This is a genomic window from Lysobacter sp. KIS68-7 (assembly GCF_021284745.1).
In the GTDB taxonomy this organism is placed as follows: Bacteria; Pseudomonadota; Gammaproteobacteria; order Xanthomonadales; family Xanthomonadaceae; genus Noviluteimonas.
Map to the genome: position 1 here is coordinate 2,994,470 of NZ_CP089925.1, position 18,203 is coordinate 3,012,672.

General features: G+C 60.2%; 21 protein-coding genes. 12 read left to right on the top strand and 9 right to left on the bottom strand.

The annotated features are described in order from the left end of the window. Positions 1–15 precede the first annotated feature (15 nt). The gene (locus tag LVB87_RS14400; RefSeq protein ID WP_232898644.1) at positions 16–342 is read left to right on the top strand and encodes a nuclear transport factor 2 family protein; all 327 of its coding nucleotides are present in this window, start codon (positions 16–18) and stop codon (positions 340–342) included. Positions 343–972: 630 nt separating this feature from the next. Here the strand turns inward: LVB87_RS14400 and LVB87_RS14405 are convergent. Both LVB87_RS14405 and LVB87_RS14410 read right to left on the bottom strand, forming a co-directional pair. Next, positions 973–1,326, bottom strand: a complete 354-nt coding sequence (locus tag LVB87_RS14405; protein WP_232898645.1) for a hypothetical protein — start codon at positions 1,324–1,326, stop codon at positions 973–975. Positions 1,327–1,961: 635 nt separating this feature from the next. Continuing rightward, complete coding sequence (locus LVB87_RS14410) at positions 1,962–2,243, bottom strand: hypothetical protein (protein WP_232898646.1); 282 nt, start codon at positions 2,241–2,243, stop codon at positions 1,962–1,964. 360 nt (positions 2,244–2,603) lie between these two features. Between LVB87_RS14410 and LVB87_RS14415 the strand changes: the two genes are divergently transcribed. Continuing rightward, a complete protein-coding gene (locus LVB87_RS14415) occupies positions 2,604–3,959 on the top strand; it encodes a hypothetical protein (protein WP_232898647.1) in 1,356 nt (451 codons plus the stop codon). Between the two features lie 99 nt (positions 3,960–4,058). Here LVB87_RS14415 and LVB87_RS14420 read toward each other — a convergent pair whose 3' ends face one another. Continuing rightward, positions 4,059–4,325, bottom strand: a complete 267-nt coding sequence (locus tag LVB87_RS14420) for a hypothetical protein (RefSeq protein ID WP_232898648.1) — start codon at positions 4,323–4,325, stop codon at positions 4,059–4,061. 274 nt (positions 4,326–4,599) lie between these two features. Between LVB87_RS14420 and LVB87_RS14425 the strand changes: the two genes are divergently transcribed. Further along, positions 4,600–5,175, top strand: coding sequence for a hypothetical protein (locus LVB87_RS14425; RefSeq protein ID WP_232898649.1), 576 nt, complete (start codon positions 4,600–4,602; stop codon positions 5,173–5,175). A 650-nt stretch (positions 5,176–5,825) separates the two neighbouring features. Here LVB87_RS14425 and LVB87_RS14430 read toward each other — a convergent pair. Further along, complete coding sequence (locus LVB87_RS14430; protein WP_232898650.1) at positions 5,826–6,113, bottom strand: hypothetical protein; 288 nt, start codon at positions 6,111–6,113, stop codon at positions 5,826–5,828. 229 nt (positions 6,114–6,342) lie between these two features. On the opposite strand from LVB87_RS14430, the gene LVB87_RS14435 reads away from it, so the two are divergent. From LVB87_RS14435 to LVB87_RS14445, 3 genes are all read left to right on the top strand, one after another. Continuing rightward, positions 6,343–6,531 (top strand): hypothetical protein, encoded by a 189-nt coding sequence (locus tag LVB87_RS14435; RefSeq protein ID WP_232898651.1) that lies wholly within the window; start codon positions 6,343–6,345, stop codon positions 6,529–6,531. Between the two features lie 226 nt (positions 6,532–6,757). Then, the gene (locus tag LVB87_RS14440; protein ID WP_232898652.1) at positions 6,758–6,961 is read left to right on the top strand and encodes a hypothetical protein; all 204 of its coding nucleotides are present in this window, start codon (positions 6,758–6,760) and stop codon (positions 6,959–6,961) included. Beyond that, complete coding sequence (locus LVB87_RS14445; protein WP_232898653.1) at positions 6,958–7,212, top strand: hypothetical protein; 255 nt, start codon at positions 6,958–6,960, stop codon at positions 7,210–7,212. Before LVB87_RS14440 ends, LVB87_RS14445 begins: the two co-directional genes overlap by 4 nt. 198 nt (positions 7,213–7,410) lie before the next feature. On the opposite strand, the gene LVB87_RS14450 is transcribed toward LVB87_RS14445, so the two are convergent. Then, entirely contained in the window at positions 7,411–8,259 is an 849-nt protein-coding gene (locus tag LVB87_RS14450) for a hypothetical protein (protein ID WP_232898654.1), read from the bottom strand. Between the two features lie 362 nt (positions 8,260–8,621). On the opposite strand from LVB87_RS14450, the gene LVB87_RS14455 reads away from it, so the two are divergent. Continuing rightward, positions 8,622–8,882, top strand: coding sequence for a hypothetical protein (locus tag LVB87_RS14455; protein ID WP_232898655.1), 261 nt, complete (start codon positions 8,622–8,624; stop codon positions 8,880–8,882). Positions 8,883–9,386: 504 nt separating this feature from the next. Here LVB87_RS14455 and LVB87_RS14460 read toward each other — a convergent pair. After that, positions 9,387–9,569, bottom strand: a complete 183-nt coding sequence (locus LVB87_RS14460) for a hypothetical protein (RefSeq protein WP_232898656.1) — start codon at positions 9,567–9,569, stop codon at positions 9,387–9,389. Between the two features lie 1,772 nt (positions 9,570–11,341). After that, positions 11,342–12,349, bottom strand: coding sequence for a LysR family transcriptional regulator (locus LVB87_RS14465; protein ID WP_232898657.1), 1,008 nt, complete (start codon positions 12,347–12,349; stop codon positions 11,342–11,344). Between the two features lie 145 nt (positions 12,350–12,494). Between LVB87_RS14465 and gstA the strand changes: the two genes are divergently transcribed. After that, positions 12,495–13,106, top strand: coding sequence for a glutathione transferase GstA (gstA, locus tag LVB87_RS14470; protein ID WP_232898658.1), 612 nt, complete (start codon positions 12,495–12,497; stop codon positions 13,104–13,106). Positions 13,107–13,220: 114 nt separating this feature from the next. Here gstA and LVB87_RS14475 read toward each other — a convergent pair whose 3' ends face one another. Next, a complete protein-coding gene (locus tag LVB87_RS14475; protein ID WP_232898659.1) occupies positions 13,221–13,799 on the bottom strand; it encodes a TetR/AcrR family transcriptional regulator in 579 nt (192 codons plus the stop codon). 135 nt (positions 13,800–13,934) lie between these two features. Between LVB87_RS14475 and LVB87_RS14480 the strand changes: the two genes are divergently transcribed. The 4 genes from LVB87_RS14480 (at position 13,935) to LVB87_RS14495 (ending at position 17,671) form a co-directional block, all read left to right on the top strand. Continuing rightward, positions 13,935–14,297: a DoxX family protein gene (locus tag LVB87_RS14480; RefSeq protein ID WP_232898660.1), complete on the top strand. Its 363-nt coding sequence runs from the start codon at positions 13,935–13,937 to the stop codon at positions 14,295–14,297. 92 nt (positions 14,298–14,389) lie between these two features. Then, positions 14,390–14,818, top strand: a complete 429-nt coding sequence (locus LVB87_RS14485) for a DUF4267 domain-containing protein (RefSeq protein WP_232898661.1) — start codon at positions 14,390–14,392, stop codon at positions 14,816–14,818. Positions 14,819–15,478: 660 nt separating this feature from the next. After that, positions 15,479–16,072, top strand: coding sequence for a LuxR C-terminal-related transcriptional regulator (locus LVB87_RS14490; protein WP_232898662.1), 594 nt, complete (start codon positions 15,479–15,481; stop codon positions 16,070–16,072). Between the two features lie 45 nt (positions 16,073–16,117). Continuing rightward, the gene (locus LVB87_RS14495; RefSeq protein WP_232898663.1) at positions 16,118–17,671 is read left to right on the top strand and encodes an EAL domain-containing protein; all 1,554 of its coding nucleotides are present in this window, start codon (positions 16,118–16,120) and stop codon (positions 17,669–17,671) included. Between the two features lie 2 nt (positions 17,672–17,673). On the opposite strand, the gene LVB87_RS14500 is transcribed toward LVB87_RS14495, so the two are convergent. Further along, complete coding sequence (locus tag LVB87_RS14500; RefSeq protein WP_232898664.1) at positions 17,674–18,177, bottom strand: hypothetical protein; 504 nt, start codon at positions 18,175–18,177, stop codon at positions 17,674–17,676. Positions 18,178–18,203: the final 26 nt, after the last annotated feature.

The following is an 18,203-nucleotide window of genomic DNA, read 5'->3' on the forward strand; positions in this document are numbered from 1 at the left end:
TCGGTGGGAGTCCGAATGAAGATCACACTGCCGACTCCCATCGAACTCTATCTGCAGGCTGATGCAGGCAACGACGAACGCCTGTTCTCTGTGTGTTTTGCCGCTGATGCCGAGGTCCGCGACGAAGGGCGCACGATTCGAGGTCTGGACGCCATCATCGCTTGGAAGCGAGAAGCGAAGCAAAAGTATCAGTATCGGGTCGAGCCATTGGCGGCCTCGCAGAACGGCAATACGGTGCTTCTGATAGCGCGTCTCACCGGCAACTTCCCCGGGAGCCCGGTCGAGTTGGCGTATACGTTTGAGCTGCGGGCGAACCAGATCGTCTCGCTCGAGATTCGCTGACGTCTCTGTCGAAGGCAGCCGATGTCCGCTATCGGCCAAAAGCGGACGTCGTTGCCGCGTTCGCTGGGTGTTTCCGGTTGTGCTTGAAATTGCCGCGGCTGCCAATGCAAATGGGACAGCATATTTCTCGGCTCGCCCTATAAGACCTAGCGCCCCCAGACGGACTCGGCCCTTCCATGGTGTGCCGATGAACTCGGGAAGAGTATTCGTCTGAGGCGCACAAATTTTAAGGCCAAAGCACTTAAGTGACGCGGATAATGCCTTCGTCAAAGAACTGCTGGCGCGAAAGGCGAGCTACGCCATGCGCCTCAAGTTGCCGTTCAATTTCCGCACAAATCGATGATCCAAGACGGGGGCAGGAAATAATCCCGAGATACGCAGCGTCATCCTCATAGGCAGGGCTGAGATGTTCGCCGAGGACGCAAGGAACGAGGAGATAAACACCGTCCCCGCTCCGATAGACGTGCATCTTGTCCGCCGTCCGGAGCTTAGCGTCGGGGAGGCGCTCATCGCAGCCAGGTTGCCTCATGGCCCCAGCCCCGCGGGGTACGGATGGCCCCATCTCTATCGTTTGTCGGTAATGCGCGGCGCCTCGCCCTAAATGTCATCTTGTAAGGCAAGTCGCCCGACTTACCATTCCTCGTATTGGTCAACGGCGGCGGCATCGCACAGTGCGTGCTCGGCAACTGAACCAGGCTGATGTGTGCCGGACACGCTGACGAATCGATGGTTCTTCTTCGGGCGCAGATCGCAGTCGCGACTGCCCGGACCATGCAGTGCTGCAGCCTCAGTCTCGTCCCACGTCGTTTTGATGCGAGATTCGACTTGCCTCCACGGAACTTCGGCAAAGTCAGCCGCGAACCATGCTCGTTCTGCATAGTGCTTTACCGCAAACCAATGTTCGGTAGGAAATGCGCGCCTCAAACTCATGACGTACTTGTCGAGGGCCAAGTCGAGCGCGGCGGACGATTCGAGAATTGTCATGGCTATCTCCTCATCTCTTCCAATCGTCACGCGGCCCGCCTGCGTTCCACGGCAAGGCATCGGTCCTGCGGCGGCGTAGGAGCGGAAAAGGCGAAAGTTGAGGCCAGCCGCTGCGAGTCACCATCAGGTTCGGCTTCGGAGACGTCTCGATGAGCATATGGAGCTCATTGCTCACAATGCGCACGATGTTGTTCTTGAATTTCATTGTGCCTGCCAAGACCGCAGAGGGACCTCAGCGGGCGAAGCGGTCAGGCGAGCTACTGAGAACCGGCGCAAGTTGCGCGGCTCCGCCACTATGGGCCGTTTCTGATCGTTTGGCGTGATGAAACGTGCCGGTTCGACACGCCGCTATACGCGTTAGAGCGAGTTTCCATCACGCGCCCCACCCGAGCAGGTGGTCACTCCACACTTCTTCCAGTGCGGCAACCATTCAAGAGTTACGGCAGACGAGCAGTTGCAGGCGATCCCTGTCGCTGCCTTCCGCATGTCCGCTTTGGGTCGAAAGCGGTCACTCAAGGGGCGGAGCTCGCCGAAGGGGACCGAGAGTCAGCTTTCGGCCAGAAGCGGACATTGGCCATCGCGGTGCGGACCCGCCAAGTGACTTCGACTCCAACCCCTGGAGATTCAGAGCGCATTCAAAGTCCTGCTACGCCGTCGGACCATTCGTCGTCTTCGTCTTTAGCCGAAAAGGACAATCGCTCTTCATCCCAAGCGTAGAACACGGCCCCGCGGACGTCCCACCATTTCCCCTGACGCGGAGACGACGACCAGACTTCCATCAACGACGTCTCCGCGCGATCCCATTCCCAGTTGGCGTTTCTCGCCGCTGCCCGCCCGAACGCAAGCGCCTCATGGAAACGAGGGTGGGTGTAATCGATCTTCGCGTCGAACCAGGACGGGGGAATCTTGATGCTCATAGATGGAAGGCCAAATGCGAGATCGAAACAGCGCTCCCAACGCCGAGGATTGGAAACACCGGCCGCAAAGGAACAGGATCAGCGTAAAGCTCGCTTCATTTCCCGCGGCATAGAAAGGCCCCGCATAAGCGGGGCCAAGCCCTTGCAAGGCTGCCATCGCTGGCGGGTGGAGTGTGGGGCGTTGCACGTGAAATTTGTGTCCAACTTGCAACCGCTCAGCTTGTCTTGGGATGGTTTAGCGTGACTAACTCCAAAGGGGGAGTCGCTGGCAAACGAAATGTCCGTTCACTCGGATGCGACTTCATCCATGCGGTACGGCACCCGATGCCAGAGGCGGAAGCCGCGCGCAGGATCTTCCTTATGCATAATCGCACTCGCCGCGCGGCCATGGTCGCGTACACCTTAGTCAGCGCCTTATGCGCCGGCGCAGTCAACGCCCAGAACATTTCAGGCGCGATCTTCACCACCACCTCTGATGGCAGCACCGTCAACGGCAACCACTACGCAAGCAAGCTCGACGTTTATCTCAATGGCGGTCCGCAGAACTGCATTTCGCCCGGCCTGCCGCCCGGTGATTACTACTTCATGGTCACCAATCCGCCGGGCAACCTGTTGCTCTCGCTGGATTCCACCTTCGACCGCAAGTTCAGCGTGACTGCCGCTTCCTCCGGGAAGATCGCGGCCAACCTCGGCAACGTCGCCACGCATCCCAATGGCACGTCGCCCTGCGCTGGCGGTATCACCATCCGCCTGGCCAAGGACCTCACCGACTTCGCCGATACGGACAACCCGGGCGGCGTATACAAGGCATGGATCACGCGCGCGGCGGATTTCGAAGCGTATTGCGGGGCCGGGATCGATTGCGGACTAGATGGCTTCATCCACAGCAACACGAAGACTGACAACTTCAAGGTCGCGGGCGAAGAGGCGTTCAACGGTGCGTTGGAGGCGTACAAGTTCTACGACAAGAACGCGAACGGTCAATACGATCCGGGTTACGACATCGACCTGCCGAACTGGCCGATGACGCTCACTTCGGTGAAGCAGGGCGTGAACTCCACGCACCTGACCGCCGCGGACGGCGTGGCCACGTGGGATCCGCTGGTGCCCGACAACGATTACTTCGTGCAGGAAGGCACGCCGGTGCAAGGTAACTGGGTGCACTCGACCACGATCTACATCGGCCACGACGGCTCGCCGCAGAATCCGGGCGGCCCGCTCACGGTGGTGGGCGGCGCGACGACGACGATCGCCTTTGGCAACTACTGCACCAAGCCGTCCAACGGGCGCACGCTCGGCTTCTGGAGCAACCGCAACGGGCAGGCGCTGGTGGATGCCGGCGATCTCGCGGCGCTGGTGGCGCTCAACCTGCGCAACGGTGCGGGGGCGAACTTCGACCCGGCCAACTATGCGGCGCTTAAGACCTGGTTGCTCAACGGCAACGCGGTGAACATGGCCTACATGTTGTCGGTGCAACTGGCGGCGATGAAGCTCAATACGCTCAATGGCTTCGTCAACGGCAACGGCCTCTACGTGCCGGCGGGCATGACGATCAACCAGCTCATGACGGCGGCGAACACCTCGCTCGGGCTGTACGGCTACACGATAAGTGGCCACCCGCAGCGGGCGAACCAGGAGCAGTTAAAGAACTGGCTCGATCAGTTGAACAACAACGCCGGGGTGTTGTCGCTGTATCCGTGCGCATATTCGTTCTGAAGCTGGTTTCGGGGGGCGATGCGGGGCTCTCGTTCTCGAGCGAGGGCCCCATTTCGGCGCCGGACATCAGCGCATTTGATGAAAAGTGCCCGAATCTGATCAAATGGTTTTGGCGTCAACAACCGTATACGTGAAGGTAATCCCCTTTGTGGCGCCTTCCTTGTGCATCACTAGGACCTGATCACCGTCAATCTGATATGAGAGCTTCTTCGTTACGCCCATCGCCTCCATCTCGCCGGAACGAAAGGTAACGCGCACCGGAAACGGCTCTGACACTACCCACGTGCCTTCAAGCGGTCCAGGACTCTCGCCGGCACAGGCAACGAGGGTCAGTGTCACGATGGTTAGCAACATGCCGCGAAACATTCTGTTCAAACTCCTGAGATTGACGCCCCGCAAGAAGAACGATTGTTCTCATGGAGACCCTTGATAGGCGGCGGTATGCCTGTTCGCCTTGAGGTTATGCAGACTGGGTTCGTCTGACAAGAACTGTCCGCTTTGGGTCGAAAGCAGTCACCCGGTGAGCGATGGCAGCTATCGGCCAGAAGCGGACCGGGCGGCGCCCACGCGGGCTGGCATACTTCAGCTCGCGCCGTCGAACGGACGGGGGTCTAGTGCCGGCGCTGGGGGGGGGGATTGCATGCGTTCGTTGTTGTTTGCACTTGTCGTTGCGGCGACTGTTGTTCCACAAGCCCGTTCCGCGGAGCCCTCGGGGCCGAAAACGACGTACTTCCTGCCCGTGTTCACCGAGGCTCGCAACGAAGCGGTGGGCGCCGCACTGACCCGTGACATCGTCTTCAGATCGCTTGGCTCCAATTGCTCGGTCGCCGATCCGGCCTTCGGGGTGGGCGTGGATAAGGCGTACATGGCCTGGCGTACGCGCCACCTCGCGCAACTCGACTCGGCGCACAAGTACCTTGTACTGGTGGCCGTAATGTCGGAACGAGAAACGCACGTGCCGGTGAAGGAGTTCTATAACGCGCGCAAGATAGAGTTCGACGACAACGCGCGCGCATCGCTGCGCAACTTTTTTCCCGACAAGCCAACTGCGGCGAAGTGCGACGAAATCGCCGCGCGAATCGACGACGGCACGTTCGACTTCAAGAACGAACCGCAATATGCCCAGGCGCTAATTGGCATCCAGGCCGACATGACGAAATGGGAGGCGCAGCGCGAGCGCATGGAAGCGGAGAAGTCGCAGAAAAGGGGCGAGTAATTGACTTGGTTCGGGTGACTTGTTTGGGTCGTTAGCGGTCGCCCGGTGACCCAGTGGCAGCTATCGGCCATAAGCGGACATTCACCCAACACGCGTCCACCAGCTCAAGACTTCCGTCCTTCTGGAAGCTCGCTCACAACTACTGACTCCCACGAAGTGCAAGTCTGCGAGCTCGTCTGTGTTGCCAAGCGCATGAACGTTGCGGTCTGGCTGCATCCATCACCAGCTTGGAGAACTCCGTGTCGCTTATCCCTGTAGGCGCGTAGGTTGCGATTGGAGGCCTGCCTTCCCAAATCGTCTCCACCGTGCGTCGGCAGTATTCGATTCGCTGGCCAGGATTGGGCTCGACCGTCATCTTGAACGGAGGACTTTCAAGTCGGGCATGCTTTCCATGGAGTGGGCCGCCCACGAAATGCACATCGACAAAAGCTGTAACAAGCTCGTTCACGAGGCTATGTTGGTGCCCACTACATGAGCGGGCGATGATCAAATCTCCGAGCGCATGAATGAGTCAGATTTGGCTGCCATGTTGGCGGGGTGTCCGCTGAAGCGAAGCACGTTCCACTTCCAATGCTCGCCATGCAACGCCCGCCGACCACCGCGTGATTTGCGTTGACCGGATGTCCGCTTCCATCCTCTGCGCCCGCCCGTCAGCGGTCGGCGTCGGGGAGCAGTGCCGGAATGGAGCGATCGGCTTCGGGGTACCGCTCGGTGCACAAGCGGTCGAGCACCACGTAGGCCGTCGGGTCGTCTTCGCCGACGAGCGCATATCCATCGCGCGCGATCCGTCGCAGCAGCCGCGCCGTCCCGTCGTTGGGGACGTTGAATTCCCCGCACGCGCACATTGGGGCGTGCGCCTGCTGCACGGCCAATGGGGCTTGCATGGAATCGGGCGAGACCACGAATCCGACGTTTGCGCGGTAGACGGTGAGCTTCATGCGCCGACCTTATCGCCCGTCCCCGGACGCTGCACCTCGTCAACCTGAATCGGTCAGCGTCGCGCATGCGGGCAAGCCGATGTGTCGCGGTCTGCGCTGCTGGGAGTGTCGCTTTCGGCCAAAAGCGGTCGCTCACCTCCGGGGCTCTCGCGCGATCCTGCTGACGGCCATGCCATTGCCTGCACACGCCATGAGTAGACTCGGGACTACTTCCAGCGCTGGACGTGCAATGACCCACGCGGAACATGAATGGAACGACTTTCTCCGAGTGCTGGGCAACCTGGGCGCGGGGGAACGTGAGGACCTTGCGGGCGACATGGACGTGCTCCGGAGCACGACCGTGCCGACCGAACTCGGTCGTCGGGGCATGCTGAAGTGGGTTGCCGATCAGATGCGCAAGGATCATCGCGTCCCCTGAATTTCGCACCGATGCGATCTTCTTGCGCACTCTGGGAGTGCTTATGAGGCGAGCGTGAAGTTGACGAGCCGGAGCTTCACGTCGCGAGCCCGGGCCGAACGGAGACCCCATCGCCGCCGTTGGCGGAAGCCCCGAGCGGTGGTCCCCTTAACTATCCCCGGACGGGGCAGGGGGGCATCTGGAACTGGTAGGGCCGTCGAGGCATGATCGCCACCCGGAGGGGATCATGATCGATTTGGGCCAGATCATTTTCGGCATTGGCGACTACCAGGTCTTCGAGGTGCTCAACACTGAGAATGACGGCGCCGTCGTGGGCTACATCGTGTTCGACCCAGCGTCATGGACCTCATCTGTCTTTGAATCGCTGCGCGAGGCACTTGAGGTGGCGTATGCAAAGGCAAGGTCGCCGGAATCTGAGTCGCCCGCGTGACCAGCAAGCGCCTTGCTCTGAGCGAAATGGCACGCGCGTACCTTGAAGAGATGCGTGCGCTTGGGATCGATGATCGCGGCTACGAAGTTTTTGTCGGTTTATCGCGCGAAGAGTCCAAGCGGTACCACTGGCATCAAGACCAATGGATCCTCGCGCATCTGAGCGGGAAGCCACGGCCACGCGCCGAGATCGATGAGCACGTCGCGCTGCGTGAAAAGCATGAGATTGCTCGACTGCAGTGTCTCGGCTGAAGTGTTCAGGCCTGACTCGGGCTAGGCCGCTCAGCGGCTCCGCGATAACTCTACTGGGCCACTCCGCACGGCTGGAGCGAATGTCCGCTTTGGGTCGAAAGCGGTCACTCAGAAGCGGAACCCGCCTTTGGGGAGTGCGTGTCGCTTTGCGCGACGCGCACCCTGCGGTGCGCGCAGGTCTCCCTCGGCACTGATAGCTCAGGGTGGCGTGAAGTTGATCAACGCTGGCTTGTTGGGATCGTTTGGGTCGCAGGCAAAGTTGAAGTGCTGCGCGAACTGCGGAGCAAACTGCGCCATGCAGGCGTTGATCTCAGCCTGGGTCAGGGGGACGAGGCTGCGCTGGACGACGGGCCCTTCTTCGGTGCAGAAGTTCACGACTTCCCCAACACCGTAGCCGCCGAGGTAGCCGGTGGTGACGGAGTCCGGGGGCAGCGGAGAGTTGCTCTCGAAGTGCCAATCGATCGAGGGCCTTCCTTGCTGGAGGCCGCAGGCGAAGTGATCGACGAAGCTCGGCGTCGCCGCCAGCACGTGGTTGCCCATGGATACGCAGACACTGGGGCACAGACAGACGCCGGGAATGTTCACCGGCGCGGAGAGGGCGCTGAAGGGAGAGCCTTGCGACACGCCCTTTTCCGCACTGAGGGCCTTGACCCGGATCTGCACGGTATTCGCGTGATAGGTCGCGGGCACGCTGCATGGCGTATCGCCCGACGTACACACCGCGACATCCAGCGCTGCAGGCGCGATGTCGGTGACTGGGCTGCGCGGTGCAATGGAGAATTTGAAGGTTTGCGCCAGGTCCGGGCTGCCGTTGCAGTCGGGGTCGTACGTGGCGATGGCTTCGACCGAGTACTTGTCGGGCCCTGGGATCAAGTTGTCGACGGACCACGCGCAGACCACCGGTTGTGAAGGCTCAACGGTACAGACCGGGGTACCGGGGGGCACCGTGTATGCCGGGTTCTTTTTCGCGGGCATGGCATCTGCGGGCAAGAGCAACAATGCGGCGCACAGTGGAAGTAGCGCGGAGCGCGCGGGAGCGACAGTCATGGGGGCACCTCCATGGACGAGCCAGGAATGCAGAGCGGTGGCGTCGATCACGTCGCTCAATGCAAGTGCTGCCAACGCACCGGGTGATGGATTGCGGCCAGACGTCGACTGACGAGCAGCGTTGGTCTACGTCACTTGGGTGAAGCGCGGGCGCGGAGCCCCGTCAAATAAAAATGTCGGCTATCGGCCAAAAGCGGCCCCTCGCCAAATCTTGATTTAGCGCGGACGCTGCGGCGTTTGCGAAATCCCCCGACGGGGGATTGGTTTCTTCACGGAGCTTTAAGGGCCGCGTTCTTATTTTCCCGCGCGCTAGGCATCCGCCTGCATTTGCGCCCCTTAGGAACTGGCGTAGGACCGCAACCATGAAGCTCAACGTATTTGCTTGTTACGGCAGATATCTGTTGTCCGCCGATTGCATGTTCGCCCCTCGTGAAGCCACCGAGGTCTATCGACCAGCGGCCGCGATACTCGGCCTAGTCGTGTCCGACGAACTACCTCCCCCACTATGCGAACGTGTCGCCCGCGACATTGAGCGACAGCAGTTTGCCTTCGTCCATGCCGACGAAGCGCGGCAAGTTCGACTCCCGATACTCGCCATGCAACACCCGCCGACCGCCCCATGATTTGCGTTGCTTGGCGAAGCCACCGGAAGTCCGCTTTCGGCCAGAAGCGGACACTCCTCGCCTGGCTAGCCCAGACTTGCAGGTACGTCGCCGGAGCTAGGCGACTATCTACATAACGAACCGATTTTTCGGTCGCCGGGGTCGGTATCGCGCGATACAAGGAATTCCGAGGATTCCTTCAAGAGTCGCTTCGTTTGCTCGATTAGGCGCCTGCTCTCGTTGATTGCATTAGAGAGACGGTCGTTGTCGGTGGGCAGTTCGGGGTGCATGGCAGCATCCGCAAAAGGAACTGCACGAAGGCCCAAGATCAGCGACGGCCTTCTAGTCGTCGCTGTGCCACTTGTTTATACGCCCGGCAGTGTGAACCCGAGACTCAAACCCTGAGGCGCACCAATCGGCGTGCCTTGCAGGCTGGCGCACGCGCCCGGTCGAAGGGCGCACTCTTCCGCACGAAAAAACGGAGCTCTCGCTCCGTCTCTTCTTTTGCCGCGTGCCTGGCCGCGATCAACGACGGGAAGACCCCGCCACGTCGCTCTTGGCCGGAGCGGACTTTTCAGAGTTCATTTTTTTGTCGCTTCCCGTCGCGGACGGCTTGGCGTCCTTGCGCGGTTGCGCGACTTTCGACCCGGTCTGAGCAGACTGGCCGGGCTGAACGGACTGGCTTTCGTTGCTATTGGTGTTTTTCATGGCAATTACCTTGCGAAATGGCCGAAGCCGGGGGGAGCCAGCGAGAAGCTGGCTTCGGAGGCTCAAAGGCGAGATCGCAATTCGGTGAGTGCCGTCGGTGCTGGCGTCCGTGCCATCCGGTGCTCAATGACAATATGGAGTGTGACGTGACAAGGGTGCGACGGGCTTTTACGGCACCCAATGGCTAGCCTGCTTTTGGACGAAATCGATAGCCGCGTGACGCCCCTCTAGTGTGCCTGGGAAGGCTTCGTCCCACTGCTCATTTTTCGCTCTTGGGCCCGTAACTCGATACCCTAAAGTGCGCCACGTGCCTTCCGGGGTTTGTTCCTCTTCCCGATTAACGAGCATCGTTCCGAGCGAGTAGACCTGCATTGTTGTTGTCGGGACAGCCATGGTTCCTCCGGCATGCCTACGTTAGACATCTCGTTCTCTCGGAGCGCGCAAACACTCGCTTCGCGCGCGGCGCAGACAGCGTGGCATAGTCGGGATAATGCCCGCGGGAAGGGCGCTGTCATCCACCAGCTCACGCAAGGGTCATCACCTTAGGAGCAGCTTGTTTGGTGCACCAGAGGGCCGCCCCATGATGACCAGTGACGTTGATAAACCGCATTCCTCTCAAGGCTCGCTGGCTTCGCTTGGCCCGCAACAGCTATTGGACGCAGAAATGCGCGGCCTTGCCGTAACCGAGGAGCGCCACTCGAGATATCGGTACGGCGAGTTCGTGTATGACAACCTCGAGTCTGCAATGGCATATGCCAGGTTGGAGCGCGACCGAAGCGAGCGCCGCCTCGGCTTGGCGGTAAGTACGGGTCACAGCTAGATCACAGGCGTCGGTTCATGGTGTTACACATCAACCGCGCCGTTCGCGTTTCGACATCCTGCCGACCTGCGAATTGCTCGCGCTCACGCGAACCGGTTTTAGGAGGGAAGGCGAAATGTCATCCACTTTTTCAACTGTGAAATGGCGCCCCTGGCGTTTATCCACGCTGCGTGGGCTGGTTGCAGCGTTATCCCCTCGCATTCGCGTCGCTCAGGTGCCTGCGCCGCACGGTCCAGACCAAGCGGACGATCGAGGGTTGTCGGCTGCCGAGAATGAGGGCTGGCCGCTAACGACGACGCGCCAGAAATACTTTCGTGCCGCCCGCCTGCGGCGATTGGGAAATGATTGGTCAAATGCGTCGAACGCGCCGTGACGCGCAATGAGTTGAACGCGTATCGGTGCCGCGACGGGAACTATTTACTTGCTCCGGCCAGTATTGGACAGGGAGGCAACGAGCGCGATGGCTTGCTCTCGTACATTGGATCGGTTAGCACCGAGCAATTTGGAGACGAGCTCGGGGCTTTAATCCTCCAGGTCATCGGGGAGCATGATTTCGCCCGAATCACGCCGGACCTTTTTTATTCAAGCGCAGTTTCGCGGCGCGAGGTCGGGCGCATTGGATTCGACGGTAGAGCATCCAAGGCTTTTTCTCTCGCCCGGTCTTCCAGATTCGCTCGCACTTTGATAGCGCATGCCGGACTAGAGCCGGTTTCGCAACGAGGCGCTGGATGACTGCTTTGGATCCGAAGCGACCACTGCGTGCGGCGGCTCAGCCGAACCCCTGCGAGCGTCCGCCAACTGTGGACTCACTGGTCCGGTAAGACCCAATCGAAAGCGAGCAAGCGCCATTAGCCGAATGTCCGCTTTGGGTCGAAAGCGGACATTCGGCAGGCCCAGGCGGTGAGTCAGGATTGGCGGGCGACGACTGAACCAGATCCCTGACTAGCCGCAGTCAAGCCATAGTCCGTTTAGGACGACGGCGAGTTGCGCCGGACGAGGAGCGACGCCTGACACTCGGCCCTTTGTCAACGCCTCTGAGCCTGCGAGCAGATTCACTATCATCAAGACCAAATCTATCCTCGTTCTCGAACCTCTCTATTGCGAATTGCATGAAGTGACGCACGGCTGCGGGAACGTGACGACGAGTTGGCAGCACAACATAGAAGCCGCCGGCGTGAAGGCGATACTCGGGTAATACTCGAATCAATTCGCCCCGGCTCAGGGCCCCCCGCACGAGGCCTGAAGGAAGCAAGGCGATTCCGATCCCGGCAACGCAGGCACGCAACTGCGCTAGTGAACTGTCAGCCTTGAAACACGCGCGCACGGTCACCTCATGCGTCCCAGAGGGTCCCTGCATTCGCCAGGTTGATCGAACCTGCTTGCCTGAACCTACGATGCAGGGCATCTCCTTCAAATCGGAGATCGCTTTTGGCGAAACGTCGTTCAGAAGTTCGGGGCTGGCAACAAGAACAGCGCATGCATCGCTGATTTTACGGATCACGTAGCTCGAATCGGGTAGTACGCCTGCCCTGAAAGCGATATCGACCCCCTGAGCAATCAGGTCGACTGCAGCGTCACCCAGAACAAAATCAAACTGTATCTTGGGATTCGCCCTCATAAACTCGCGAATCCAAGTAATTGGGAACAGATCGAAGAAGTCTACGGGGGCTGCAATCCTGATAAGCCCCGAGATTGCATTTTCCTCCCCGAGAACGGCTTGGCCGGCATGCTCAAGTGTTTCGATGGGATCAGCCACTTCCTCGTAGAAGGCTCGACCTGCTGTGGTGAGCGTGAGCTTGCGAGTAGAGCGTTGAAATAGCCGTGTTCCGAGAGCGTCTTCCAATGAGGCGATGCGCCTGCTGATGGTGTTGGGCGGAATGTCAAAGCCGCGACTGACTTCCGCAAAACTCCCACCTCGGACGACGTGCACGAACAGTGCGATCTGACTGATATCCAACATCGGGGTTGGCTTCGTGGAGAGACGAGACCACCAGATTACATCCATTTGTGGATGAATGAAGTCCGGCAAATCTGTCTAGTAGAGCAATCGGCTTCCAGCCAAAGTGGCTCAGCAAGCCCGCACCCACTCACAAGGAAGCCAGAACATGAAGCTCTTCTACGCCCCCGCCGCCTGCTCCCTGTCGCCTCATATCGCCCTGCGGGAGGCGGGCGCCAAATTCACTCTTGAAAAAGTCGATCTGCAAACCAAGAAGACGGAAGCCGATTCTGATTTTCTCGGCGTCAATCCGAAGGGGTACGTGCCAGCCCTTCAACTCGACGGCGGCGAAGTGCTGACCGAGGGAACCATGATCGTGCAGTACATCGCCGATCTGTTCCCCAAGTCCCAGCTTGTTCCGGCGGCTGGAACTCCAGGACATTACAAACTCCTGGAATGGCTCGGGTTCATTTCCTGTGAGCTGCAGAGGAACTTGAGCCCTATGTTCAATCCGGCATTAACCCCGGAATTGAAGGAATCACTGATGGCTGTGGTGGCTAAGCGGCTCGATTGGCTGGCCGCGCAATTGGAGGGGAAGACCTATCTGGTTGGCGACAGGTTCACTGTCGCAGACGGCTATCTCTTCACGATCCTCAATTGGAGCAATTTCGTCGGCCTGGGTCTGTCGCCCTGGAAGACGATCCAAGAATACATGGCACGAATCGGTTCCCGTCCGAGCGTGGTCGCGGCTCTCAAGGCAGAGGGCCTCACTCCGGCCTGATGCCCCAATCACGATCACCACTGAGTGACGACGAGCCCCTTGCTCGTCGTCACTCAACGCCGAGCCTGATGCAGCGAAAGGGCCTTTGGAGCGATCCGGGATTTCCAGGTCAGGTCAGTGCTTTGTAAGCGCGTGAGTGACGGCGGCTTCGATTTGCTGCGCAAATACCTCGTCGTCCCCCTCATCTACGATGCCAAGAATCGCGCGTTGATACGCGTCGCCCAGCGCCAATGCGACGACCTCAGCGGCAACTTGGCCCAACTGATTGGCAGGTACACCCCCAGCTTCAAGCAGTCGGGCTATCCGCCGCCGAATAATGCACATGCCGGACCTCTCAAAAGCGCGGGAGAGATCAGGAAAACGCCAGCCTTCAGCAACGATCAGGCGATAGAGGGCTAACGCATCCGGCTTAATCAGCTCTGAGGTGAAGGCGCCCAACTCATCCATGAGCCTGCCCGCACTGGATCGATCAGGACCTGCTGTGGGCGCGTTCTCGATGCTCTCGCGCATTTGCTCACACATGGTGGTGACCAGCCCTACAAAGAGGGCTTCCTTGCTCGGAAAGTGCCGATAGAGCGTCATCTTGGAAATCTTTCCTTCGGCCGCCACCCGGTCGAGTGTTGTTCCCCCCAAGCCATCACGTAGCAGGACGGGACGCGCGGCAAGCAGGATCGAGGCGCGCTTGTCGGCCATACGCAGCCTGCGAGGGTCATCCGCACGCCATTTCCTGGAGTCAGAGTCTGCGGATGCAGGAGGTACATTTTCGTCTTGCATGATACGTCTCTATACGGTACGATGCCGTCTCGTATGATTGTAGGCGAGTTGACGATGCTCAACAACCTTGAAATTACCCACGTATTGGCCGTGATTGTGAACGGCGCGACGGCGCTGGCATTTGCGGCCGCGGGGCTCGCCAACTTCTTCAACGTTGGCAACGCGGAAGCGAGCTTTCAACGCTGGGGCTACCCCATGGGTTGGCGCTTCTTGACTGCGGGTCTGGAGTTTGCAGGTGCGGCTTTCCTGCTATTCCCATCCACGCAGTTCATTGCACTTGGTGGACTAGCGCTGGTGATACTTGCCGCACTCGTGACGCTGCTGAGAGGGCGCGAGCATTTCTCACACGTTGTACCGGCGGTCGCCTTTATGGGAATGATCCTGGCAGACGCCGCCCTTCAGCTCACTGGAGCCTAAGTCATCTCAATCGCCGACGAGATCAAGAGCTTGATGCGTCCGATATCGCGGGGTCGAAACGGCAATCCGTACGCCATCCAACCAACCAACGTATGAGGAAGCAGGAAGTGAATACTGGATCAACCCCAGATAGTTCCACCTTGAAAAGAAATTCGCTGTTGTTCTGGTTTGCTCTCTTGACGCCAGTCGCAATCATTCCACTCGGCATCAATTTTCTACTAAACCCGGTTGGAGCCTCGGCTGCCTTTGGCATTCCGATCACCGATCCTGCCGCTTTTCCATTCTTGTGGACAAAGGGAATTCGCGACATTTTCTCAGGCCTTGTAATGCTGCCGTTCTTCTACCGCGGCGACCGGCGCTCACTCGCGGTGATGTACGCGGCCGCGACGATGATCCCGATTGGTGACGGGCTCGTTATTCTGAATCGCCTTGGCTTTGCGCCTCCAATTTATATGCATTGGGGAACAGCGCTTTACATGGCGATTGTGACCATTTGCCTCTTTAGGAAGAAAAGCCTCTGAGACTCAATGAACTGCAGCGGATGCTGGGGCTAGATGGTCACTTGAGTCCAAATTGTCGCTTCTTGGTAAGCATGTTCGGCGCGATTCTTTGGAAGGCTTTGGTCCCCGAGCGCGCGTTAGTCGGAATGTCCGGCTCTGACTTCGGACTGGCCGCCCCGAAGGGAACTCTTGACGCGTCCCTGCATCAGGGAGACGGTGCCGCGGGCACCCACTCGTAGCCATTCCCTGCCCGTCTCAGGGAGCCGATCCCCGGGAAGTCCCTTTCCTGCACCGCTGGGTCCCACAATGAAGAGCACGCCAGGACTGTCCAGAGCGACGCGCGCCGCACCACCCGTCGTCCCGCTCGGTGGACGCTGAACAACTGCAGGTCGAGCACGCATCCCCCGATACATTGCTGCGCGCCCGTCAGTGCAATGACATCGACGGGCGGTGAAACCGCGATGTCACTCATCTGACATGATCTTCAGCTTGCTCGGTATCGGGGTTCCCCGATGGCAGTCGGGCTGCGTTTGCGAAAATCGGGCATACCATCAGCGTTGGTCATGCAGTCCGCAACATGAGTGTTTTTCGATTTTGCTCGATTCGCCCCCTCGCTGCACGCACGATGCTTCGCCGGCGACGTTGATGCTTGGGGCTCGAAGCAGGCTGCTGGAGGCTGGCGTGCTGTCGCTGCTCGCCGAAGTCCCCCAACTCGTCCTCGTTGCAGGCGCGCACGATCCGGCCGGGGTCATCGATTCGGTTATGCGCTACAAGCCGGACGTGCTCTTGCTCGACCACGAGATGACCTCCGATGTCCATGCGTTGGCCAGGAGGAATGAAATCGACTTCTCCGCATCCGGACCACGAGTCCTGCTCATCTCGGCACGGCACCACCCCGCCACGGAATCAAGCTGTGCGGATGACCGTGTTTGCGGCTTCGTGCGGGAGCAGTCGCCCTTGGCGCAGATCCACTCGGCTTTGCGGATGGTTGGCGCATGCAGTGCCCCCCGCCTTTGGCAAGGTCCGTGCGGCAGTTTTCCGCTGATAGATTCGATCGCGCTGTCCAGGCTGGGCTTGTCCGATCGCGAGTATCACGTGTTCGATCGCATCGGCCGCGGGCAAGGCACGCAGCACATCGCGATCGAACTGGGCTTGAGCGTGAAGACCGTCGAAACGCATCGGGAAAGCATCAAGCACAAGCTTCGACTCGAATCGGCGTCGGCATTGGCGGATCCGCCGGAAGCTGGCGGCGTGGCGATTACACCGGGGCCGTGAAGCCGCTGAGGTAGCTCACCAAGGGCGTGGCGTATGCTGCCGCGCATGGGCAAGCACTGGCCCTACGTCCTGTTGGCCGCCGTGGTCCTGCTCGCCCCTTTGGCTGGCAGTTGGTATGCCGCGCGTCAATGGAGCCGTGACGCCGAGTTCGAGCAGACGCACCTCATGGCGCTGTCCGTGCTGCGCCGCTCGGAATCCGTGGCGTCGCAAGCCGAGGCCGCCGCCGACCACCTGCTGGCAGTGCGCGGCTCGCAGCCATGTTCGCCCGCCAATCTGGAAGTGATGCGGCAGATCGACCTGGGGTCGAGCCAGTTGCTGGCCGTGGGCTACGTGGAAGGCGATCGCCTGCTGTGTTCTTCCCTTGGCGTGCATGACCCACCCATTTCCCTCGGACCGCCGCGTTACATCAACGCCCTCGGCCTGGAACTGCGAACCGCATTGCACTTGCCGCTCGCGCCGGGAAGCACGCGCGTGGTTGGCGTGCGCAAGGGCACAGCGGTGGTGCTCGCGCCGGAACTGATCACCGAGCTTTACCCCGACATGCACAACATCATCGTCGGTGTCGCCACCGGCACCGGCTTGCCAATTGCCGGACGCGGCGCGTTCGCGCCACGGTGGCTCCGTCGCCTCGGCCGGGCGAACTCAATGTCATTCGTCGACGGTGCGAGCGTCGTGTCGCTTCAACGCTCGTCGCGTTTCGACCTCGTCACCTACGTCGCAGTCCCGACAGGATTCATCCGACAGCGGGCCGATGCCCTGTTCGCCAATTTGTTGCCGCCGGCACTGCTAGTCGGGGCATTCTCATGCTTCGCCGTGCTCTGGCGCGCACGTGAGCAGCGCGCTCTGCCTGCCGTGATCCGTTCGGCGCTGCGGCACGGCGAGTTCTACCTGACCTACCAACCCATCGTCGAACTCGCGACGGGACGCTGGGTTGGCGCGGAAGCCCTGATCCGCTGGAAACGACCGGACGGCAGCATGGTGCGGCCCGATGTGTTCATCCCCGTCGCGGAGGACGCCGGTTTGATTTCGCTTGTGTCCTGCCGCGTGCTTGAACTCCTCGCCATCGACGCGCCCGCGATTGTTGCGATACGGCCGGCCTTTCGCTTCAGCGTCAACCTTTCGCAAGACGACCTCATCGATCCGTCGACCGTCGATCACCTCAGGACTCTGCTGGCCTCCGGCCTGAAGCCGAGCAACCTGACCGTCGAGGCAACCGAGCGCGGGGTCATGGAAAAGGAAGCCGCCACGCGCGTGCTGAAACAAATCCGTTCGCTCGGCATGCGCGTGGCGATCGACGACTTCGGCACCGGCTACGCCAACCTCGCGTACTTGCAGAACTTCGAGGTCGACGCAATCAAGATCGACAAGGCGTTCGTCGACACCATCGGCACCGGGGCCGTCACCGCGCAAGTCGCCGTGCTCATCATCGACATGGGCAGGACGCTCTCGCTCGACCTGGTGGCCGAGGGCGTGGAGCACGCCCATCAGGCCGATTTCCTTCGGGACAACGGCGTACGTTATGCGCAAGGCTGGCTGTTCGCACGCGCGATGCGTGCCGAAGGATTGTGCGCGGAACTAACGGCGGGAGCCGGCGCGTAAGATCATTTGACCAAGGGCAGCATGTCCGTTTCCTCGAAGCGCAGCCTCGCGCGCAGCTTGGCCTCGATCTGCACGTAGAGCGCCGCCTGCACCGGCGACGTCGCCTCGCTTGCATACCGATACGTGTGCTTCAGCAGCGCGACCTCGTCCTTTTCAATGTCGAAGACCTCACGCGCGAGCGCGTTGGCGGTCTTGTCGTTCAAGCTGCCCTGATTGAAGGCACGCGCATACGATAGGATGTTCTCGATACGCCGGCGATTGAGTTCACGCAGGGCGAGCTGGTGTTCGTCGTAGATCGGCCAGAACTGCTCGGCCTGCTCCGGAGTGAGCGCCAGTTCGTTTTTAACGAACTTTCGCTTTTCCGGTTGGGTTTGGTTCTGCATTTCCTGGGCTTGCGCCAGGACCTTGGCTTCGTCGAGGGTGGGATTGGGGAGATTGCCCGCCATGAGCGGGGACGTCACGGCCAGAGTTGCGGCAAGAATCAAAGCACGGGTGTTCAAGTACATACGAAATATCCTGTTGTGTTGGGCTA